This is a genomic window from Fodinicola feengrottensis (assembly GCF_039530045.1).
Classification (GTDB): Bacteria; Actinomycetota; Actinomycetes; order Mycobacteriales; family HKI-0501; genus Fodinicola; species Fodinicola feengrottensis.
In genome coordinates this window covers 60,386-80,239 of the sequence record NZ_BAAANY010000019.1, presented here as the reverse complement: position 1 = coordinate 80,239, position 19,854 = coordinate 60,386, and the positions used below count along the sequence as shown (strand labels likewise).

Sequence of the window (19,854 nt, the reverse complement as noted above, 5' to 3'; positions counted from 1 at the left end):
GGCCGGATCACCGGGCGCGCCGGGCCGTAGACTCGCAGGAGTGCTGACGACGACCGACCTGCGTGGAAGTGACACCGACCCGCGGACCGTGCTGCCCCGGGCCGCGGTGGACGTCGGTGCCGCCGCGCAGCGGATCCAGCCGATTCTCGACGACGTGCGGGACCGTGGGTTGCCGGCCGTGCTGGCCGCCACCCAGCGCTTCGACGGTGTCGAGCTGTCCGACGTACGGGTGCCGCGTGAGCATCTGCGGACGGCACTGGAGGGCCTGGATCCGGCCGTGAGAGCCGCTCTGGAGACCACTATCCAGCGGGCCCGCGCGGTGCACGCGGACCAGCGCCGGCAGGATGTGACGACCCGGCTGGCGCCCGGCGGCACGGTCACCGAGCGGTGGGTGCCGGTTGAGCGGGTGGGCCTTTATGTGCCGGGCGGCCTGGCCGTCTATCCGTCGTCGGTGGTGATGAACGTGGTGCCGGCGCAGGAGGCCGGCGTCGCTTCGCTGGCGATCGCCTCGCCGCCGCAGCGGGACCACGGTGGCCGCGTGCACCCCGCCATCCTGGCTGCCTGCGAGCTGCTCGGGGTCGACGAGGTCTACTCGGTCGGCGGCGCCCAGGCGGTCGCGATGTTCGCGTACGGCATCGAAAACGTCCGTGCGGTCGACATGGTGACCGGCCCCGGGAACATCTACGTGACGGCCGCCAAGCGGCAGCTGCGCGGCCTGGTGGGCATCGACTCCGAGGCCGGTCCGACCGAGATCGCCATCCTCGCGGACCGTACGGCCGATCCCCTACATGTGGCCGCGGACCTGATCAGCCAGGCCGAACACGACCCGGCCGCGGCGAGCGTGCTGGTCACGGACTCCGAGGAGCTGCTCGCCGAGGTGCAGCGGACGCTGCCGAAACTGGTCGGCGCGACCAAGCACACCGAGCGGGTCACCGAGGCGCTGAGCGGTCCGCAGTCCGGCGCGATCCTGGTCGACGATGTCGAGCACGGGCTGCGGGTCGTGAACGCGTACGCGGCCGAGCACCTGGAGATCCAGACCGCTGACGCCCGCGAGATGGCGTTGCGGGTACGCAGCGCCGGCGCGATCTTTGTCGGGCCGTACGCGCCGGTCAGCCTCGGCGACTACTGCGCCGGCTCCAACCACGTGTTGCCGACCGGCGGCTGCGCCCGGCATTCGTCCGGGCTGAGCGTGCAGACGTTCCTGCGTGGCGTCCACATCATCGAGTACGACAAACCCGCGCTCGCCGAAGTCGCCGGGCACGTGGTGGCGCTGGCGAACGCCGAGGACCTGCCGGCGCACGGCGAAGCCGTCCAGGTGAGGTTCCGGTGACCGACCTTGAGGATCTCCCGCTGCGGGCGGACCTGCGCGGCCAGCACCCGTATGGTGCGCCTCAGCTGGACGTGCCGGTTCGGCTGAACACCAACGAAAACTCCAGCCCGCCGCCGGCGGCGGTGGCGGCCGCGATCGTGGCCGCGGTGGCCACCGAGGTCGCCGAGGTAAACCGCTATCCGGACCGGGACGCGGTCGCGTTGCGCGAGGAGCTCACGGCATATTTGGCCAAGCAGACCGGCGAGCCGCTGACCGTCGACCAGCTGTGGGCGGCCAACGGCTCGAATGAGATCCTGCAGCAGCTTTTACAGGCTTTTGGTGGCCCAGGACTAAAAGCGCTGGGCTACACCCCCTCGTACTCGATGCATCAGCGGATCGCCGAGGCGACCTGTACGCCGTGGGTCGACGGCCGGCGGGCGTCGGACTTCACGCTCGACCCGATTTCCGCGGTCGAGCAAGTAAAAGTCGTGCGGCCGAACCTGGTTTTCCTTTGCTCGCCGAACAATCCGACCGGCACAGCGATTGATCTCGACACGATCAGAGCGGTCGCCGACGCGACCCCCGCGATGGTCGTCGTCGATGAGGCGTACGGCGAATTCGCCAGGCCAGGGACGAAAAGCGCGGTGACGTTGCTGCCGGAATATCCGCGGCTGGTGGTCACCAGGACGATGAGCAAGGCCTTCGCCTTCGCTGGCGGCCGGCTCGGTTACCTGGCCGCGTCGCCGGCGGTGGTGCAGGCGCTGCAGCTCGTACGCCTGCCATATCACCTGTCCGCGCTGACCCAGGCCGCCGCGAGAGCCGCGTTGCGGCACGCGACCGAGCTCCAGGCGGGTGTGGACAGCATCCGCGGTGAGCGGGACAGATTGGTCAGCGAGCTGACCGCGCGGGGTTGGGAGGTGGTCCCGTCGGACGCCAACTTCGTGCTGTTCGGCCGGTTCGCCGACGCTCCCGCGTTATGGCAACGTCTGCTCGGCGCGGGAGTTCTCATCCGGGACGTGGGGATGCCCGGGTGGCTCCGGGTGACCGCCGGCACGCCGGCTGAATGCAGCGCGTTCCTGGGCGCGTTCGACCAGGTGGCGACGGACGCGGACCGGATGGCATGACGGGTACGCACGGAAGACGGGATGGGGGAGCGCCGATGAGCCGGACCGCCCGGATTGAGCGGAAAACGGCCGAGTCCAAGGTGCTGATCGAGATCGAACTCGACGGCCGTGGCATCACCGACGTGGAGACCGGGGTCGGTTTCTACGACCATATGCTCGCCCAGCTGGGCAAGCACGGGCTGTTCGATTTGACCGTACACACCGTCGGTGACCTGCACATCGACCCGCATCACACGGTCGAGGACACGGCGATCGCGCTCGGCCAGGCGTTCGCCGAGGCGCTCGGGGACAAGACCGGCATCAGCCGCTTCGGGCAGGCCGCGGTGCCGCTGGACGAGGCACTCGCCCAGGTGGTCGTCGACCTGTCCGGGCGGCCGTTCCTGGTCCACAACGAGCCGGCCGTGATGGACACCGCGGTGATCAACGGTGTCTTCAGCTGCACGCTCGTACGCCACGTGTGGGAGGCCTTCGCGCACAACGCCAAGATCGCGCTGCACATCGACGTGACCCGCGGCCGCGATCCGCACCACATCGCCGAGGCGCAGTTCAAGGCCGTCGCGCGGGCGCTGCGGGCGGCCGTCGAGGTCGACCCGCGGGTGCGAGGCATCCCGAGCACCAAGGGCGTGCTGTGACCCCTCGGGTGGTTGTGGTCGACCACGGCTCGGGCAACCTGCGCTCCGCTGAGCGCGCGCTCGCCCGGGTTGGCGCCGACGTGATCGTCAGCCCGGACGTGTCCGCTGCCGAGACCGCCGACGGCTGTGTGGTGCCCGGGGTCGGCGCTTTCGCGGCCTGCATGGAGGGCGTCGTCGCGTGCGGCGCCGATGTGATGGTCCGCAAGCGGCTCGCTGACGATCGGCCCGTGCTCGGGATTTGTGTGGGAATGCAAGTGATGTTCGCGCGCGGTGACGAGCACGGCGTGCGCACGGACGGCATTGGCGCGCTGCCCGGCGAGATCCGCCGGCTGCGGGCCGAGCGAGTGCCGCACATGGGTTGGAACACCGTTTCCGTACCAGCCGGATCGCGGGTTTTCGCCGGCGTCGAGGACCAGCGGTTCTACTTCGTGCACTCGTACGCGGCTTGCGACGTTTCGGTGCTGCCTCCCGACGCGCTCGTCACCACCACCCGCCACGGCGAGGACGACTTCATCTCGGCCGTCGAATGGCGAGCCTTGACCGTCACCCAGTTCCACCCCGAGAAGTCCGGCGACGCCGGCGCCGACCTCCTCTCCTCCTGGGTCCGCTCGCTCCGCTAGCGGTCAACCAGGTGCAGGGACAGTGTCCGATCGAGGTAGGCAGTGAGGTCGGCGACCTCGCGTACGACGGCACCGATGTACCCGTCGGGGCGGATCACGACGAAGGTGCCGGGTCGGACGCCGTACGCGCGGCGGATGTCGGCGGAGTCGACCGAATAGCCGCGTACAGCCGGGCCGTAGAGCGCAAACTGGTCCAGCGGCTGTCCGAAAGCCAGCACGGTCAGGTGGGATCCGCGGTAGAGGTCGAAAAGTCGGCCGGTCCCATAGCGGCCGTCCGGTGCGCTCACGCCGGCTCCCGGGCCGACACTCAACGAGCTGTCCGGATAGCTCGGGTGGTCGTAGCGGCCGCGTTTGTTCAGGCGAGTGAGGTACGGCCTGACCAGCAGCGGGAGGAGCGGGCGCAGGAAGGCCGGCGGTCGGGCGGCAGTGGAGAAGGTGCGGTCGCTCTCGGCCAGCACGGCCCGGGCGACCGGCAGCCGCTCCTGCTCGTACGTGTCGAGCAACCCGTCGTCGGCGTGACCGCGCAGCACCCACCCGAGTTTCCAGCCCAGGTTGTCAGCATCCTGGACCCCGGTGTTCATCCCGAAGGCGCCGAACGGGCTGTGCACGTGGGCGGCGTCGCCGGCCAGGAACACCGGGCCGACGCGGTAGGTGTCGACCATCCGGAGGTGGTAGCGCCAGACCGACAGCCAGTTCGGGTCGACCAGACGCAGGTCCAGGCCAGTACGTTCGCGGGCCAGTTTTTCCAGCAGCCGCGCCGAAGGCTCGGGGTGGTCCGGGGGCACCGAGGCGACGAGCTGCCACCGGCCGCCCTCGCCGGACGGGCGTGCCACGAACGTGTCGGCCCCGAGCCAGATCTGGGTGGCATTGGAATGTGCGAGCCCCTCGACGTACGCGTCGGCGAGCAGAACCTGGACGTCTTCCTCCGTACGACCGGAAAACCGAAGCCCCAGCCGCTTGCGGACGGTGCTGCGGCCGCCGTCGCAGCCGACCAGATAGGACACCTGGGCGCTTTCGCCGGTGTCCAGCTCCACCACCACCCCGCCGGCGTTGGCCTGGAAGTCTCGTACACCGGTGCCGAATTCCACCCGTACGCCGAAATCGGCGAGCCGGTCGCGTAGGATCTCCTCGGTCTTGAACTGGGGGAGGGCCAGCGAGTTCGGGTAGGGCCGGGTGGCGCTCGGTTTGTCCTGCCCGATCGAGAAATCCGCGAGCAGTGACCCGCCGAGATGCACCCGGGTGCGGGCCGCGACCCAGCCGGCGGCCATGAACCGGTCGGCGATCCCGAGGTCGTCGAAGACCTCCAAAGTCCGCGGCTTGACCGTAAAACCGCGTGATCCCGGCTGAGCCGACGGCGACCGGTCGACGATCCTTACAGACACTCCCTGCCGGGCGAGCACGCAGGCAAGCGTGAGCCCGGTTGGGCCGGCGCCGACCACGAGTACGTCCGTCATGACCAGCTCCGGGCACCGCGCAGGTCAGTCATGAGGGCACTCCTTTGGGAGATGGCGAAGGGGGGATGCCGTGATCAGCGGCGTGCTCTCACTCTGACAGCCACGAGATCGAGTGTCAATATGTACATGTCCGGACGGACACTAAAGCTGCTATGCTGCCGTCATGTCACTTCGCCATGCCCTGCTCGGCCTGCTGGCCGAAGGCCCCGCGAGCGGGTACGACCTGACCAAGCAGTTCGAGGGTTCGCTGATGCAGTGGGCCTGGCACACGACTCACAGCCACGTCTATCCGGAACTGCGACGGATGACCGAGGACGAGCTGGTCGAGGTGGTCGCGACCGCGTCGCGAGGGCGCAAGACGTACGGGATCACCGACCCGGGCAGGCAGGAGCTGCGGCGCTGGCTGCTGGCGGATCCGCTGACCGAGGAGGCCGTCCGCAGCGAGGCCGCGCTGCGGATGTTCCTGCTCGGCAACCTCGAACCGGCCGAGGCGATCAAAATCCTGCAGGACTACGCCGACCGTACGACCCAGCGCCTGGAGACGATGCAGGCCCAAATCAACCAGGCACCGGCACAGTGGCGGGACAACCCCTTCGCGGTCGGCCGACTGGTCGCCGAGCGCGGCCTACGCACCCTGCCGGCCGTACGCGACTGGGCACTGTGGTGCATTGAGCAGCTCTCGCAAGCCCAACGGCCCAGCTGAGCGGCCGCAGCGCCGGATCGGGAGAATGGGTGGCATGACGAACCGCTTGACGTTGTTGCCGGCTGTCGACGTGACCCAGGGGCGGGCCGTGCAGCTCGTGCAGGGCGAAGCCGGCTCCGAGAAGGTGTACGGGGACCCGATCGCGGCCGCGGTGAACTGGCAGAGCGGCGGCGCCGAGTGGGTGCATCTGGTCGATCTCGACGCGGCGTTCGGGCGGGGCCACAACCGGGAGTTGCTCGCCGAGGTGGTCGGCAAGCTGGACGTGCAGGTCGAGATGTCCGGTGGGATCCGTGACGATGACTCGCTGAAGGCGGCGCTCGCGACCGGTTGCCGGCGGGTGAACATTGGCACGGCGGCGCTGGAAAATCCGGACTGGTGCCGGAAAATCATCGCCGAGTACGGCGATCGGGTGGCGATCGGCCTGGACGTGAGAGGTGACAGGCTCGCCGCTCGCGGCTGGACGCGCGAGGGTGGCGATCTCTGGGATGTGTTGCAGCGGCTGGAAAACGACGGCTGTCAGCGGTACGTGGTGACCGACGTGCTCAAGGACGGCATGCTCCGCGGGCCGAACCTGCAGCTGCTGATCGATGTCTGCGCGCGTACCGAAAAGCCGGTCATTGCCAGCGGCGGCGTGACGACCATCGAGGACCTGAAACAGATCTCGCGGCTCGTGCCGAACGGCGTCGAGGGCGCGATAGTCGGGACTGCCTTGTACGAAGGCAATTTCACGTTGCCCGAGGCGCTGGCGGCGGTCCGATGACCGTCGCGGTCAGGGTCATTCCGTGCCTGGACGTGGACGGCGGCCGGGTCGTCAAGGGTGTCAATTTCACCGCGTTGCGAGACGCCGGTGACCCGGTCGAGCTGGCCCGGGCGTACGACGCGGCCGGCGCGGACGAGCTCACCTTTCTGGACATCACCGCGTCCTCGGCCGGCCGGGCGACCACGCTTGAGGTGGTACGCCGGACCGCGGAGTGCGTGTTTATCCCGCTGACCGTGGGCGGTGGGATCCGAGCCGTGGAAGACGTCGACGCGTTGCTGCGCGCCGGTGCCGACAAGATCGGCGTGAACACCGCGGCGATCGCCCGCCCGGAGCTGCTCGGCGAGATCTCCCGGCGGTTCGGCGCGCAGGTCCTGGTGCTGTCGGTCGACGCGCGCCGCGTTGTCGATGGTCCACCGACGCCCAGCGGTTTCGAGGTGACTACGCACGGTGGTCGCCGAGGGACCGGTCTGGACGCGGTCGAGTGGGCCGCCCGCGGCCAGGAACTGGGGGTCGGCGAGATCCTGCTGAACTCGATGGACGCGGACGGTACGACCGCCGGTTTCGACCTGGAGATGATCCGTGCCGTCCGCGCGGTGGTGGACGTGCCACTCATCGCGAGCGGCGGTGCCGGCAGCGTCCAGGACTTCGCCCCGGCGGTCGCGGCGGGCGCTGACGCGGTGCTCGCGGCGAGCGTCTTCCACTTCGGGACGGTGGCCATTCCGGCCGTGAAGCAGGCCCTCCGGGAAGTCGGAAACCCAGTGCGTTGATGTCGCAAGTGGCTGGCTATCGATCAACTGCAAACATTTTTCTGACTGCTTTGTGCATCTATGCCATGATTTGTGGGTGGATAATCGACGGGTGCCGCCGAATCGTTAGTTGACTGTTCGCGAGTGGACGGGCACCGTACCCAACGACACTTACGAATCATGCTCATCCGGGAGACGATCGGTGCCTGCCCGCTGTGCCCCCCGCCGCCTCCGCGTGGCGTGCGAACCGCGATCGGCGGTGGCCAGCGGTGTGGCGGGAGGCTGGGACGCGGTGCTCTGGAGGCCGCTCGCGGCCGAGCCGAAGGGGAGTCGCGGGGCATTCGCCCGGGATGCCACTTTCGGTCCGGGTAAAGGACTCCTGGCTGGCCCTCTGGGCCGAAACGGCGGCCGTAGCCGGTCGTCCGGACTCGCCGGCAAAGCCGGGAATCGGCACCGCTGGCTCCAAGATCCCCGGTACGGTGGCCACACCACGGCCAACCCGGCCGTTGCGCAGGCACTTTCGGCGATGCGGACCGTTCACCGCCGGAGCTCGGCACGGGAACGGAAGTTGCGAGACAAGCTCACGGATCTGGTTGGCGCCCGCCGGCGGCGGACAGCGCCCGCGGCGCAGCCGTCGTCACTCGGTGTAACAGCGCCGGGACGTACTCACCTCCACCGCGTTGGTCGTCATACCCGGCGACCCGCGATGGGGACAACTGGTCGTCGCCCGGCGTGGGGCAGCGACCCACGGCTTTGGAGTGGATATCTTTCACCTCCGGCTCGGCTGAGGTAGTCAGCAGGATCGGTGAATGGCATCAAAAGCCACCATGGTGGTGGCACCTGAAAAACAGAAAGAGGAGAGGCAATGGGCGGACCATCTGAGGTGTCCCGGCGGACGCTGCTCACTCGGGCGGCGGCGCTGGGCGCCCTGGCTGTTCCCGGCGCGGCACTGCTGGACGCCTGCGCCACCGGTGGCGGTTCAGGCAACGCAAGTTCCGACAAGGGCACGGTCACCAAGGACAATCCGCTCGGCGTGAAGGTCGACGCGCCGCTGGACGTGGTGATCTTCAAGGGCGGCTTCGGTGACAAGTACGCCACCGACGCCGAGGCCGCGTTCAAGCAGAAGTATCCGAAGGCGACGATCAAGCACACCGGTACGCAGACCATCACCCAGCAGCTCGCGCCGCGGTTCGTCGGCGGCAACCCGCCTGACCTGATCGACAACTCCGGTGCGCAGCAGCTGGACATGAACAGCCTCATCAGCAAGGGCCAGCTGACCGACCTGACGCCACTGCTGGACGCGCCCTCGTTCGACGACCCGACCAAGAAGGTGCGGGACACCCTGCTGCCCGGTTCGGTTGAGCAGGGTCAGTACGGCGGCAAAGAAGTCTATGCGATGAACTACGCGCAGAACGTCTTCGGCGTTTGGTATTCGCAGGCGCAGCTGGACAAGTACCAGATCAAGTACCCGCAGACCTGGGCCGACATGATCACGGCCTGCGAGACGCTGAAGGGCAAGGGAATCGCCGGTTGGACGTACGCCGGTAAATACCCTTACTACGTCCACTTCGCGATGTACGGCATGATCGCCAAGATCGGCGGTCTGGACGTGATGAAGTCGATCGACAACCTGGAACCGAACGCCTGGAAGAACCCGGCGGTCAAGACGGCGGTGGACGCGTTCGCCGAACTGGCCGCCAAGGGCTACATCCTGCAGGGCAGCGAAGGCCTGACGCACATCGAGTCGCAGACCGCGTGGAACCAGGGCAAGGCCGCGTTCATCCCGAACGGTTCGTGGGTGGAGAACGAGTCCAAGCCGACCACCCCGGCCGGCTTCAACATGGCCGTCGGCGGCCCCCCGTCGGCGTCCGCCGCGGACAAGCTGCCGTACGGGTCGACCTGGTCGGCCTCCGGCGAGCCGTTCATCGTGCCGAAGCAGGGCAAGAACGCCCTCGGCGGCCAGGAACTGCTGCGGATCATGCTCTCCAAGGCGCAGTCGCAGAACTTCGCGAAGCTGGTCAGCTCGCTGACCTGTGTGGCTGGTGCCGCTGACGGCATCCAGCTGCCGCCGGGCCTGACCTCGGCGAACGCGCTGCTGAAGGCGGCCGGCCAGGGCGTCAGCAACCCGCGGCTGCCGGACTGGTATCCGGACCTGGAAAAGAAGTCGCTGGGTCAGAACACCGGTCTGCTGATGCACAAGGAGCTCTCCACCGCCGACTGGATCACCCGGGCGCAGGCCGCGGCCGACGCGGTCGCATCGAACTCGGCGATCAAGAAGTTCAAGCACAGTTCCTAGTCGGTAACCCAGCCTGAAACGGAGTAACAATCAGCGATGCGGCACGGTAGGAACCGGTTCATCGTCTCGTTCTTGGCGGCACCGGTGGCAATTTATCTGATCTTCGTGATCTGGCCATATGTGCAAGCCATCGGCCTGTCGATGACGGACTGGTCGGGCCTGACGCCGACCCAGGATTTCACTGGGTTCGCGAACTACATCAGGTTGGCGCACGACCCGGTCTTCTGGCTCTCGTTATGGCACAACGTGATCCTGCTTATCGTGCTGCCGCTGATCACCCTCACCCTGGGCCTGTTCTTCGCGTTCATGATCAACGTCGGCGGCCGCAAACGAAAGAACCAGACGGTCGCCGGCGTCCGGGGCAGCAAGCTCTATCAGGTGGTCTATTTTTTCCCGCAGGTGCTGTCGATCACCGTGATCGCGGTGCTCTGGGGCGCTATTTACAATCCCAACAACGGCGCCTTGAACTCGGGGTTGCGGGCAATCGGGATCCCATCGACCATCTCCTGGCTGTCCGACCCGAAGCTCGCTCTGGGTTGCGTCATCGCGGTGATGGTCTGGTGGCAGGTCGGTTTCTACGTCGTACTGTTCTCGGCCGGGATGAGCGCCATCCCGGACGAGATCTACGAGGCGGTCCTGCTGGATGGCGCCAACCGTTTCACCACCTTCTTCAAGATCACCTTCCCGCTGATCTGGGACACGATCCAGACCGGGTGGGTCTATCTGGGCATCATCGCGATGGACGGCTTCGCGATCGTCCAGATCATGACGAACGGACCGGGCGGTCCCGACGGCGCCACCACCGTCGTGCCGTTCTACCTGTGGGATTCCGCTTTCAACCACGGGCAGGCCGGCTACGGCATCTCCATGGGAGTGGCCATGCTCATCGTGACCTTGCTGTTCGCCGTCCTGACGCTGCGGTTCTCACGCCGTGAGCGGATCGAGTTCTAGGGGAAGTTGATGACGACTCAGATCCAGAAAGCGGAACCAACCGCAGTCTCGGTGGCGAAAACCCCGACCAAGCCGGAGAAGATTCCCAGCGAGGGCGGCGTTCTCAACGTCTTCTCGCACGGAATTCTGATCTTGTGGGCCGCGATGGTCATTTTGCCGATGCTGTGGGCATTCATGACCTCGTTCAAGACGAACGCGGAGATTTTTGAGGCGCCGTGGGCGCTCCCGACCAAACTGCATTTCGAGAACTGGTCCGGTGCCTGGATCAACGCGAACTTCGGCGCGTTCTTCTTCAACAGCCTCATCGTGGTCGGCGGTGGCGTGATCGGCACCATGATCCTGGGCTCGATGGCCGCGTACGTGCTGGCGAGGTTCGACTTCAAGGGCAACCGGATCATCTACTTCCTGTTCATCTCGGGAATGACCTTTCCGGTGTTTCTCGCCCTGGTGCCACTTTTCTTCGTACTCAAGAACATGGGCCTGCTCTCCACATACCAGGGCCTGATCGTGGTCTACATCGGATACTCGCTGCCGTTCACGGTGTTCTTCCTGACCTCGTTTTTCCGTACGCTGCCGACCTCGATCGCCGAGGCGGCGCTGATCGACGGCTGCGGGCACGCCGGCACCTTCTTCCGGATCATGCTGCCGCTGGCCCGACCTGGCCTGATCAGCATCGGCATCTTCAACGTCCTCGGCCAGTGGAACCAGTATTTGCTGCCGCTGGTGCTCAACTCGGATCGTGACAAGTTCGTGTTGACGCAGGGACTCGCCGATCTGGTGGTGAGCCAGGGTTATGCGGGCGACTGGGGACAGCTGTTCGCCGGCCTGATGATCGCGATGCTCCCGGTCCTGATCGTCTACATCATTTTCCAGCGTCAGGTCCAGGCCGGCATGACGGCCGGAGCCGTTAAGTAGGTTTTCCGGTTTGCTGCAATGCCCCGTGGCCGGCGCCACGGGGCATTGTGCGTTAGAAGTCGAGTCGGTATTCGACCGTGGTTCTGGTCGGCAGATAGCCCAGAATCTCGTTCGTACGCCGCATGGGCAAGTTGGTGTCAACCGTGTCGGTCAGCAGCCCGGACAGTTCCGGATGCCTCGCTCGTACCAGCCGGATCGACTCCGCCTTCATCCAGAGCGCGAGGCCGTGACCTCGATGTGTGGCCAGCACCGCGGTCCCCGAGCCATGGCCGTCGCCGGTCCCGTCGGCTGGCACCACCACATCGGTGAATCCGGCGACCGTGCCGTCGCCGGCGATCGCTGTCACGGTGTGCAGAACCGAGCCGCGGTCGGCCACCGCTTTCGCGACCGTGCGCACCCGTTCGGCGTCCCACCTGATCGCCTTACGTCCTGAGTCGCCCACCGGCATGTCGTTCATCGCGTTGTGCGCGCCGGCCAGCGACTCGGCGAGTCCGTCCGGCGCGACACCTTCCCAGGAGACCAACCGATATCCGGGATGCGGCTTCTCCACGAGCGCGGCGATATCCACTTCTGTCAGGGAAAGTCTGGTATGCACCAGCGTGAGTACGGGTCGGAACCCCTTGTTGACAAGGAAAGTCGCGCCAGACGTGTCCGCCTCGACATCGCTGAGCACGATTTTGGCGCCAGTCGTACGCGCGTGCCCCAAGGCCGTTTCCAGTAACTGCGTGCCGACACCGGTCCGGCGGGCGGCTGGATGTACTGCTCCTTCCAATAAAACCAGGTGGCCGCGGTCAGGCGCGGTATAGATGCGAAGAAACGCGGTGCCAGCGCAGATACCGTCGGCATCAGTCGCCAGCATGGCCAGCCGGTAGTTGGTCGGGCCGTGGTCGTGCTCAGTCCAGGTGGTTATCCGAAAAGACAAGAGATCTCCAAGATGAGGAAGCCAAAAGAGTCGTCACCGAGGTGGCGCTCACCGCAGTCGTACGCATCAGCCGCACACCTCCTCCTCGTTTTTGTTGATCTCGGTTAGCTACAGCGCGAAACTCGCGGACATCAGGGTGGCTATCGCGTCGGCGTCGCCGTCCATCTGGAGACGGGCGGAATTTTGCCGGCCGGAGACGAAAAGGAGCAGCTCGCTGGGTTGGCCGTCCAGGCGTACGGTCGGCTCGCCGCGGTTCGGGCGGATGGTGCGACCGCCGTTCGCGGTCAGCAGCACGCCGACCGGCGCCCGGCGCAGCGCGAGCGGAGCCATGATCCGCAGGTTCGACCAGAACTTCTGTTCCACGTCGGCGGGGATGGCCCGCGGGCCCCATTCTGGCTGGGCGCGCCGGACGTCCTCATGGTGGATGAAGAACTCGGCCAGGTTGACCACGCCGTCGGCGAGCGGGTTGCCGGTCGGCGACCACCAGGCGCCGGAGTCGATCAGGTCGAGCAGCTGCTCGTACGACTTGGCTTCCATCACCTGGGTGCGGACCCGCTCGGTGTAGCCGGCGAGCTGGGGCAGCAGGATACCGAGGCTGCTGTCCGGCCGGCGCTCCCGGATCACCAGGTGCGCGGCGAGGTCCCGGGTGGTCCACCCGGTGCACAGCGTCGGCGCGTCCGGACCGACCTCGCGCATCGCCTCGACCAGCGCCGTTCGTTCCAACCGTGCGTGCGAAGTCATTCCGGCATCGTACGACCGGTGACCGCGGCCGGCTCCCGCTGACGGCTCGATGTGGCGGAGCCGACCCGGATGGTCAGGCCGAGCAGCCCGGCGGCCAGGAAGAGCGCGGCGATGTACCAGGCGGTCGCGGTCCAGCCGGCGGCGCCGTAGACCATCCCGCCGACCGTGCCGCCGACGCTGGCGCCGAGGTAGTAACCGAAGGTGTAAAGGCCGCCGGCAAGCGCCGCGCCGCCGGGGGAGCGGAGGCTGACCGCCGCGGTGGCGGCCGAGTTGCTGGCGAAGAACCCGGCCGTCAGCGCGATCAGGCCGATCAGGATCAGCGGCAGCGAGTCCGGCAGCGTCAGCACTGCCGCGAGCGCCGCGACAGCTGCCGTCATCAGCAGCACGTATCGGTGCGGGAAGCGATCCGTCAGCCGTCCGCAGATCGCCGATCCGGCCGTACCAGCCACGTAAGTCAGGAAAATCAGCCCGACCAGGGTCGCCGGCAGGGCGAAAGGTGCGGCCAGCAAACGAAAACCGAGGAAGTTGTACGCGGTGACGAAGGCGCTGATCGCGAGCCCGCCGATCAGGCACAGCCGGAGCAGCACCAGATCGGACAGGTTTTGCTTCAGTAATGGCCAAAGTGGTGCGGGCGGACGATCTGCGTGCGGTGCCGACGCGGGCAGGATCCGTACTGCCGCGAAGGCGCCGACCAGCGCCAGCAGGCCGGCGATGGCGAGCGCCGCGCGCCAGCCGAGCAGATCGCCGCAGGTCGCACTGAGCACCCGACCGACCATCCCGCCGACGCTGTTGCCGGCCACGTACAAGCCGGCCGCGGACCCCAGCTGCCCCGCCGGCACTTGCTCGGCCAGATAGCCCATGGCCACTGCGACCACGCCCGCGAAGGCCACCCCGGCGAGGCCTCGCAGGACCAGCAGCATCGGATAGCTCTTGCTCGCCGCGCCCGCCAGCGTCAGCACGCTGCCGGCCAGCACCGAGGCGGCCATCGCGCGGCTGCGGCCCAGCCGGTCGGCCAGCAAACTGGCCGGGATGACGAAAACCGCCAGCGCGCCGGTGGTGACCGACACCGTGAGGCTCGCCTCGCCCGGGGTGATCCGCCACGCCGTGGCCAGCACCGGAAGCAACGACTGTCCACTGTAGACAGCGCCGAAGGTGACCAGGCCGCAGAGGAAAAGTCCGAGGCTGACCCGGCGGCGGTTGGCGGTCATGTTCGCAACGTAAGGCTGGTCAGATCGATACGTCCAATACATGATTAATGGGTGACTGATACGGATCTGTATAACGGCGAGTGGACAGATCAGGTGCGGGCGCTGAGCCAGCGACTGTTGCCCTTTCTGGCCGTGGCCACCGAACAGCACGTCACCCGTGCCGCGATCGGGATGGGGGTGCCACAACCGACGGTCAGCCGGGCGATCGCTCGGCTGGAGGAGGAGCTCGGCGTCGCGCTCTTCGCGCGCAGCGGCCGGGGCGTACGACTGACCAGACACGGTCGCGCGCTGCTTCCCGCGGCCGAGCGAGCCGCCCGTGAACTCGCCGCCGGCTGCCAGGCGGTGCTCGCCGAAACCGATCCGGACGCTGGCCGGGTGTCCTTCGCTTTCCTGCACACCATGGCACCGCGTACGGTCCCGGAGCTGCTGCGTACTTTCCGTGCCCAGCACCCGCTGATCACGTTCACCCTGACCCAGGCCAGCACCGACGACATCCGCGAACGCGTTCGCAGCGGCGAGATCGACCTCGGCCTGGTCTCCCCAGGCACCGCTGGCCCCGGCATCGCCGTACGCCCGCTGGCCACCCAGCCGCTTGTCCTCATGGTCCCCGCCGGCCACCGCTTCGCCAGCCGTCGCCAGGTTCGGCTGGCCGAGGCCGCGACCGAGGCTTTCATTTGCCTGGAGCCGCAATACGGCCTGCGGCGGATCTGCGACGACCTCTGCCACGCGGCCGGATTCACTCCACGGATCGCCTTCGTCGGCCAGGAAGTCGAAACCGCCCGCGGCCTCGTCGCCGCCGGTCTCGGCGTCTCCATCCTGCCCATCACGTCTGCCGAAACGACCCCCGGCGCGGTCGCCGTCCGGATCAGCTCCCCGGTCGCCGCCCGTACGATTTGCTTGATCTGGCCAGCGGATCGGGACGACCCGTCGGCGGTTCACGACCTGCATCCGCCGGCCCGGCGGTTTCGCGAGTTCCTGCTGGCGAACGCTGGTCGCCTCCTGGCTGTTTCGGATTAGTTAGGTTCCCCAGAGCCGTCCTTGGTTTGGTCGGGACTGGGTGGGAATGGCGGGCCTGGTTCGGGTCCACTGCGGACGCGACAGCCCTGGTTGAGAGCGGTGTGTTGGGGAGGTGAGCGGCCTGGTTGGGGTGGTGTGTGCTGGGGACGCGACAGCCTGGTTAAAAGCGGTGTGTGCTGGGGAGATGAGCGCCCTGGTTAAAAGCGGTGTGCTGGGGAGATGGGCGCCCTGGTTAAGAGCGGTGTTTGTGAGGGTGCGGCGTCTCGTCTACCAGCCATCAGAAAATCCCGCCCCGCCACCAAAGACCGGTGGCGGGGCGGGATTTTCTGATGGTTACTGCCGATGCGCCCTGTGTTTCTGGCGCCTTCGGCGCGGGCGCCGTCGACTACGGCTACGAGAGTCCGCCTTTGTAGGCCCGCAAAGACCGCGGGCCTGCAAAGGCGGACGCTCCTGCCGGAGGGGCGACAACATCGGCCTGGCGGCCGATGGCGCCGAACGGGGCTGGGTCCCGTTGAAGTTGACCAACTTGATGGGAATGGTGGCGGTTCCGCTCGGGGTGGGGACTGAGGGTCCCGTACAAAGTCGACCAACTTGATGGAAATGGTGACGGTTCCGCGCGGGGTGGGACCGTGAGGTTGGGTCCGTTGAAGTTGGCCGACTTGGTTTAAAAGTGACGGGTCCGGTCGGGGTGGGGACCGTGGGGTGGGTCGCGTTGGAGTGGCCGGCTATGGGGTGGACGGTGCGGGCTGCGCGGGGTTGGCGGGGGTGTTGTTGGGGTGGTGGTTGACGGCTTTGCGGAGCAGGAGGGGGGTGGCCAGTAGGAGGAGGCCGGCGGCTGCGATGGCGAGGCGGGGGGTGGTGACGGTGGCGAGGAAGCCCCAAAGGACGGTCAGGGTGGCGATGCTGGCGTTGCTGGCGATAGACCAGGCGGACAGGGTACGGGTGACGCGGTCGGTGGGAGTTTGTTCCAGGCGGTAGGTGGCGTAGACGGGATTGAAGACGCCACAACACGCGATCAGGATGAACTCGACGGCGATCACGACCAGGAGCCCGGGGACACCGGGACTGACGAAGGCCAGACCGAGGGGCCAGCAGGCGCGCAGCGTCCCGAACGTACGCAGGATCCGGTGCTGACCGAAGCGTGCGACCAGTGGCGGGGCCAGCCGGGAACCCAGCAGGCCGCCGGTGCAGGCGACCCCGAACGCCAGGCCGTACTGCCAGGGAGCGAATCCGAGGCGGCCGAGCATGAGGACGGCGAGCAGTGGGGCTGGGGCCATGATCAGGCCGTTGACCAGGATCGCGTTGAAGAACAACGGACGCAGCGACGGGTGGGTGAGGATGTGCCGCCAGCCGTCGAGCAGGTCGGCGGGCCGCAGCCGGGCCGCGTTGGTACGAGTGGGGTGTGGTTCCGGCCCGCCGATCGCCCGCAGCGCCGCGGCCGACAGCAGATAGCTCACCGCGTCCGCCAGTACGGTCGTGACCGGTCCGAAGATCCCGACCGCGGCCATCCCGATCGGCGGTCCGACCGCGCTCGCGGTCCAGGTGACGGACTCGAACCGGCCGTTCGCGACGAGCAGGTGCTCCGGGCGTACGAGCCCTTTCAGGTACGCGCCGCTGGCCGACTTGAAGGCGATGTCGGCCGCCGCGACGATGACCGACACAACCAGAAGCTGGCCGAAGGTGAGCATCCCGAGCGCGAACGCGGCCGGAATGCTGAGCACCGCGGCGAACCGGGTCAGGTCCGTCGCGACCAGCACCGGCCGCTTGCGGCGGAACTCCACCCACGGGCCGAGCGGCACCGCCACCGCCGCGCCTACCGCGAGGCCGGCCGCGGCCAGCACCGACACCGCGGCCGGACTGGAATGCAGCACCAGGATCGCGATCAGGGTGAACGCGTCGAACGCGAGCCAGGTGCCGAACGTACTGACCGCGTACGCGCCCCAGAGCCATCCGAACCGTCGGCCAAGCGACCGTCTCACCATCGCGCCCTCCTTGCCTCACAACCTCACGTTGGCCTTCACGATCTAAGCGAGCGGCCGGCCAGCGGATCAAACAACCGTTCGGTCGGCGAGCCACAACCGCGCGTTGTTTATCTACTGTGAGGTCATGGACATCGAAGCCGTACGGACCTTCGTCGCGGCGGTGGATGCGGGGCAGTTTCAGGAGGCCGCGACTGACCTGTCGATCACCCAGCAGGCGGTCTCGAAACGCATCGCCGCTCTGGAGAAAGATCTCGGTGTACGGCTGTTCATCCGGACCGCGCGGGGCGCTCGGGTCACCATCGACGGGCAGGCGTTCCTGCCGCACGCCCGCGAGCTGCTGCGGGTCGAGGAGCGGGCCATTGCCTCAGTACGCCCCGACCGCCGAGCGCTGCGCGTTGACGTGATCGGCCAGCGGATCGCCCCGGCCGGCTTGCTGCGCGACTTCCACCGGGCGCATCCCGAGACCGAACTCGACGTGGTCACCCACGTCCTGGACACGGACGCGGCCATCGAGGCGATCCGGTCCGGTGCCCTCGACGCATCCATCCGTGCCGTCCCGCTGCCCGCGCGCCAGCTCACCGACGGCGTCCAAGCGGTCCGGGTCCTCGACGAGCCGATTCACCTGCTGACCGGTCCCGCGCACGCGTTCGCGATCGCTCGTACGATCGCGTCGAACGAGCTGGCCGGGCAGCGGATCTGGATGCCCGGGATCGTGCCCGGCACGGAGTGGGCCGCGTACTACCAGGAGTTCGCGACCGCGTTCGGCGTCACGATTGACGTGATCGGGCCCAACTTCGGCATCGAGCACCTGCTGGACATGCTCGCCGACTCGGCGGCGCTCGCGACCTTCGTCGGCGAGCAGACCCGGCTCGTCTGGCCGGCGAACTACGACCTGCGGCGGGTGGTCGTACGAGACCCGACGCCGGTCTATCCGCACTCATTGATCTGGCATGCGGGCAATCCGCACCCGACTCTCGCCACGCTGCGCGACTACCTGCGCTCCACCCGGCCCACCCTGGGCAGGCCCGGGACCTGGGCACCAGCCTGGTGATCGCGCGGAGTTCCGACTTTCGTCGCCCTAAGTAGCGAAAAGAGTCACAACGTGTGGCGTGGCGGGTGCCGGTAGGGACCCTGTCACCATGGAGGCATGAGCAGCGTACGTGACGATGAGCCGACCGAACCGGAGCAGGAGGAGGCCGCCGAAGCCGTCGTGGTGCCGGCGCCCCCCGGTTTGTCGTTGATCAAGGACGAGGAGCCGGACGCGGCCGAGTCCGACGACGACCTGGCTGGTCAGCGCAATGTCTCGGTGTTCCGCGGCCGAGTCGTCGGCGAGGAGCCGCTCGGGCTGGCGGGCGCGCCGACGCCGCTGCGGGTGGCCCGCTGGATCGCGCTCGGGCTGGCGGTCGCCGGCACCATCGGCGGGTGCGGGGCCGGCGCGGAGGTCGTGCTGCTGAGCCTTGCCGGCCTGCACACCTCGTTCGTCAGCGGGCTGGCCGCGATCGTGGCGGGCAGCCTGGTGCTGGTCTGGCTTCAGGCGTGGCTGGTCGACCGGGCCGCCCGGCGGCGCAGCAGCGGCGCCTGGTTCTGGTCGGTGGCGCTCTGCTGGCTGACGTTGTTGGCGCTGGTGGCCGCCGTGATCGCCGGCTGGGTCACCATTCCGGCGGCGGCCGGCGGCGTGGTGATCAACGTGATCCTGTTGGGCTGCCTGCAGTTTCATCGGGACACTCGGCGCTATCTGGGAGAGGACCTGTGAGATAGCGCTGTACGGTCGGGCCGACGGTGCCCACCAGCGTCTCCAGCGAGGCGGACCTGATGGGCTCAAGCTCCAGCACGTACCGAGCGAAGGCCAGCCCGATCATCTGGGAGGCGACCAGCGGCGCCCGGATGGCCCGCTGGTCGACGGCGAGCTGGCTGGTCGCCGGGCCGATGACCATGTCGGTGACGAACTCCCGCAGCATCGCGGTGGCCTGCGGGTTGCTGATCGCGCTTCGCAGCAGCGCCATGAACGGGCTGATGGTGTCGGAGCGATCCCAGATGCTGAGGAAGAACCGAACCAGCCGCTCACCGGCGCCTTCCGGGCCGCCGGCCATCACGGTGTGCACCAGTTGCGGGATCTCCGCCGGGAACTGCAGAGCGGCCAGAAAAAGGTCCTGCTTGGAGCCGTAGTAGTGATGCACCAGCGCAGGGTCCACGCCGGCCGAGGCGGCGATGCCGCGGATGGTGGTCCGGTCGAACCCGTACTGATGGAACTCACCGCGAGCGGCCGCGAGGATGTCCTCACGAGTACGGGTCTCGCCGCGCGGCCGCCCAGATCGCCGCCGGGCCGGTGCCGTGGCCGCCTGCCGCTGTGCCGGCTGGTCGCCGCCTTCCGGTTCGTTCCGCGCTGCCACCGATCACCCTTCGCTTGTGCTGCCCGCGACCACCGGGTCGCTGCCGCCCATCGTCGCACCTCGGACGGCCGCGGGGTCACAATG

The 19,854-nt window shown here is 67.9% G+C and carries 19 protein-coding genes; 13 read left to right on the top strand and 6 right to left on the bottom strand.

Features of this window, described 5'->3' with window-relative positions:
• Positions 1–40 precede the first annotated feature (40 nt).
• Genes hisD through hisH form a run of 4 tightly spaced genes read left to right on the top strand, consistent with a single transcriptional unit; the run spans position 41 to position 3,685 of the window.
• Positions 41–1,330, top strand: a complete 1,290-nt coding sequence (gene hisD / locus ABD301_RS23325; RefSeq protein WP_163571540.1) for a histidinol dehydrogenase — start codon at positions 41–43, stop codon at positions 1,328–1,330.
• Entirely contained in the window at positions 1,327–2,433 is a 1,107-nt protein-coding gene (locus tag ABD301_RS23320; protein ID WP_163571541.1) for a histidinol-phosphate transaminase, read from the top strand. Before hisD ends, ABD301_RS23320 begins: the two co-directional genes overlap by 4 nt.
• A 35-nt stretch (positions 2,434–2,468) precedes the next feature.
• Positions 2,469–3,065, top strand: a complete 597-nt coding sequence (hisB, locus tag ABD301_RS23315) for an imidazoleglycerol-phosphate dehydratase HisB (RefSeq protein WP_163571543.1) — start codon at positions 2,469–2,471, stop codon at positions 3,063–3,065.
• A complete protein-coding gene (hisH, locus tag ABD301_RS23310) occupies positions 3,062–3,685 on the top strand; it encodes an imidazole glycerol phosphate synthase subunit HisH (protein WP_344312563.1) in 624 nt (207 codons plus the stop codon). The genes hisB and hisH overlap by 4 nt, the downstream gene beginning before the upstream one ends.
• Here the strand turns inward: hisH and ABD301_RS23305 are convergent.
• Positions 3,682–5,139, bottom strand: coding sequence for an FAD-dependent monooxygenase (locus ABD301_RS23305; protein WP_344312561.1), 1,458 nt, complete (start codon positions 5,137–5,139; stop codon positions 3,682–3,684). The genes hisH and ABD301_RS23305 overlap by 4 nt on opposite strands.
• A 163-nt stretch (positions 5,140–5,302) precedes the next feature.
• Between ABD301_RS23305 and ABD301_RS23300 the strand changes: the two genes are divergently transcribed.
• From ABD301_RS23300 to ABD301_RS23275, 6 genes are all read left to right on the top strand, one after another.
• Positions 5,303–5,842, top strand: a complete 540-nt coding sequence (locus ABD301_RS23300; protein ID WP_163571549.1) for a PadR family transcriptional regulator — start codon at positions 5,303–5,305, stop codon at positions 5,840–5,842.
• A 34-nt stretch (positions 5,843–5,876) separates the two neighbouring features.
• Positions 5,877–6,602, top strand: coding sequence for a bifunctional 1-(5-phosphoribosyl)-5-((5-phosphoribosylamino)methylideneamino)imidazole-4-carboxamide isomerase/phosphoribosylanthranilate isomerase PriA (gene priA, locus ABD301_RS23295; protein ID WP_163571550.1), 726 nt, complete (start codon positions 5,877–5,879; stop codon positions 6,600–6,602).
• Positions 6,599–7,369 (top strand): imidazole glycerol phosphate synthase subunit HisF, encoded by a 771-nt coding sequence (gene hisF / locus ABD301_RS23290; RefSeq protein ID WP_344312558.1) that lies wholly within the window; start codon positions 6,599–6,601, stop codon positions 7,367–7,369. The genes priA and hisF overlap by 4 nt, the downstream gene beginning before the upstream one ends.
• Before the next feature lie 844 nt (positions 7,370–8,213).
• The gene (gene ngcE, locus ABD301_RS23285) at positions 8,214–9,644 is read left to right on the top strand and encodes an N-acetylglucosamine/diacetylchitobiose ABC transporter substrate-binding protein (RefSeq protein WP_344312556.1); all 1,431 of its coding nucleotides are present in this window, start codon (positions 8,214–8,216) and stop codon (positions 9,642–9,644) included.
• 84 nt (positions 9,645–9,728) lie between these two features.
• The gene (locus tag ABD301_RS23280; protein WP_279581959.1) at positions 9,729–10,595 is read left to right on the top strand and encodes a carbohydrate ABC transporter permease; all 867 of its coding nucleotides are present in this window, start codon (positions 9,729–9,731) and stop codon (positions 10,593–10,595) included.
• 9 nt (positions 10,596–10,604) lie between these two features.
• Positions 10,605–11,510 carry a carbohydrate ABC transporter permease gene (locus ABD301_RS23275; protein WP_344312555.1) on the top strand — a complete coding sequence of 302 codons (906 nt, stop codon included), beginning with the start codon at positions 10,605–10,607 and terminating at the stop codon, positions 11,508–11,510.
• A gap of 52 nt (positions 11,511–11,562) precedes the next feature.
• Here ABD301_RS23275 and ABD301_RS23270 read toward each other — a convergent pair whose 3' ends face one another.
• The 3 genes from ABD301_RS23270 to ABD301_RS23260 all read right to left on the bottom strand — a co-directional run bounded on the left by ABD301_RS23270 (position 11,563) and on the right by ABD301_RS23260 (position 14,381).
• Positions 11,563–12,432, bottom strand: a complete 870-nt coding sequence (locus ABD301_RS23270; RefSeq protein ID WP_344312554.1) for a GNAT family N-acetyltransferase — start codon at positions 12,430–12,432, stop codon at positions 11,563–11,565.
• A gap of 108 nt (positions 12,433–12,540) precedes the next feature.
• On the bottom strand, positions 12,541–13,173 hold the full coding sequence (locus ABD301_RS23265; RefSeq protein ID WP_344312553.1) for a TIGR03085 family metal-binding protein: 633 nt from the start codon (positions 13,171–13,173) through the stop codon (positions 12,541–12,543).
• On the bottom strand, positions 13,170–14,381 hold the full coding sequence (locus tag ABD301_RS23260) for an MFS transporter (RefSeq protein ID WP_344312552.1): 1,212 nt from the start codon (positions 14,379–14,381) through the stop codon (positions 13,170–13,172). Before ABD301_RS23260 ends, ABD301_RS23265 begins: the two co-directional genes overlap by 4 nt.
• Before the next feature lie 51 nt (positions 14,382–14,432).
• Between ABD301_RS23260 and ABD301_RS23255 the strand changes: the two genes are divergently transcribed.
• Complete coding sequence (locus tag ABD301_RS23255) at positions 14,433–15,398, top strand: LysR family transcriptional regulator (RefSeq protein ID WP_279581962.1); 966 nt, start codon at positions 14,433–14,435, stop codon at positions 15,396–15,398.
• Positions 15,399–16,123: 725 nt separating this feature from the next.
• Here ABD301_RS23255 and ABD301_RS23250 read toward each other — a convergent pair.
• On the bottom strand, positions 16,124–17,380 hold the full coding sequence (locus ABD301_RS23250) for an MFS transporter (protein WP_344312549.1): 1,257 nt from the start codon (positions 17,378–17,380) through the stop codon (positions 16,124–16,126).
• A gap of 124 nt (positions 17,381–17,504) precedes the next feature.
• On the opposite strand from ABD301_RS23250, the gene ABD301_RS23245 reads away from it, so the two are divergent.
• Both ABD301_RS23245 and ABD301_RS23240 read left to right on the top strand, forming a co-directional pair.
• Complete coding sequence (locus tag ABD301_RS23245) at positions 17,505–18,431, top strand: LysR family transcriptional regulator (RefSeq protein ID WP_344312547.1); 927 nt, start codon at positions 17,505–17,507, stop codon at positions 18,429–18,431.
• Positions 18,432–18,527: 96 nt separating this feature from the next.
• On the top strand, positions 18,528–19,133 hold the full coding sequence (locus ABD301_RS23240; RefSeq protein ID WP_163571559.1) for a hypothetical protein: 606 nt from the start codon (positions 18,528–18,530) through the stop codon (positions 19,131–19,133).
• Here ABD301_RS23240 and ABD301_RS23235 read toward each other — a convergent pair.
• A complete protein-coding gene (locus ABD301_RS23235) occupies positions 19,063–19,770 on the bottom strand; it encodes a TetR/AcrR family transcriptional regulator (protein WP_344312545.1) in 708 nt (235 codons plus the stop codon). The two genes, ABD301_RS23240 and ABD301_RS23235, sit on opposite strands and share 71 nt — an antisense overlap.
• Positions 19,771–19,854 lie beyond the last annotated feature (84 nt).

Coding starts and splice junctions, on each gene's coding strand:
- ABD301_RS23260 (WP_344312552.1), bottom strand. CDS start 14,381: ATGACCGCCAACCGCCGCCGGGTCAGCCTCGGACTTTTCCTCTGCGGC.
- ABD301_RS23275 (WP_344312555.1), top strand. CDS start 10,605: ATGACGACTCAGATCCAGAAAGCGGAACCAACCGCAGTCTCGGTGGCG.
- ABD301_RS23250 (WP_344312549.1), bottom strand. CDS start 17,380: ATGGTGAGACGGTCGCTTGGCCGACGGTTCGGATGGCTCTGGGGCGCG.
- ABD301_RS23265 (WP_344312553.1), bottom strand. CDS start 13,173: ATGACTTCGCACGCACGGTTGGAACGAACGGCGCTGGTCGAGGCGATG.
- ABD301_RS23240 (WP_163571559.1), top strand. CDS start 18,528: ATGAGCAGCGTACGTGACGATGAGCCGACCGAACCGGAGCAGGAGGAG.
- hisF (WP_344312558.1), top strand. CDS start 6,599: ATGACCGTCGCGGTCAGGGTCATTCCGTGCCTGGACGTGGACGGCGGC.
- ngcE (WP_344312556.1), top strand. CDS start 8,214: ATGGGCGGACCATCTGAGGTGTCCCGGCGGACGCTGCTCACTCGGGCG.
- priA (WP_163571550.1), top strand. CDS start 5,877: ATGACGAACCGCTTGACGTTGTTGCCGGCTGTCGACGTGACCCAGGGG.
- ABD301_RS23300 (WP_163571549.1), top strand. CDS start 5,303: ATGTCACTTCGCCATGCCCTGCTCGGCCTGCTGGCCGAAGGCCCCGCG.
- ABD301_RS23305 (WP_344312561.1), bottom strand. CDS start 5,139: ATGACGGACGTACTCGTGGTCGGCGCCGGCCCAACCGGGCTCACGCTT.
- hisB (WP_163571543.1), top strand. CDS start 2,469: ATGAGCCGGACCGCCCGGATTGAGCGGAAAACGGCCGAGTCCAAGGTG.
- ABD301_RS23245 (WP_344312547.1), top strand. CDS start 17,505: ATGGACATCGAAGCCGTACGGACCTTCGTCGCGGCGGTGGATGCGGGG.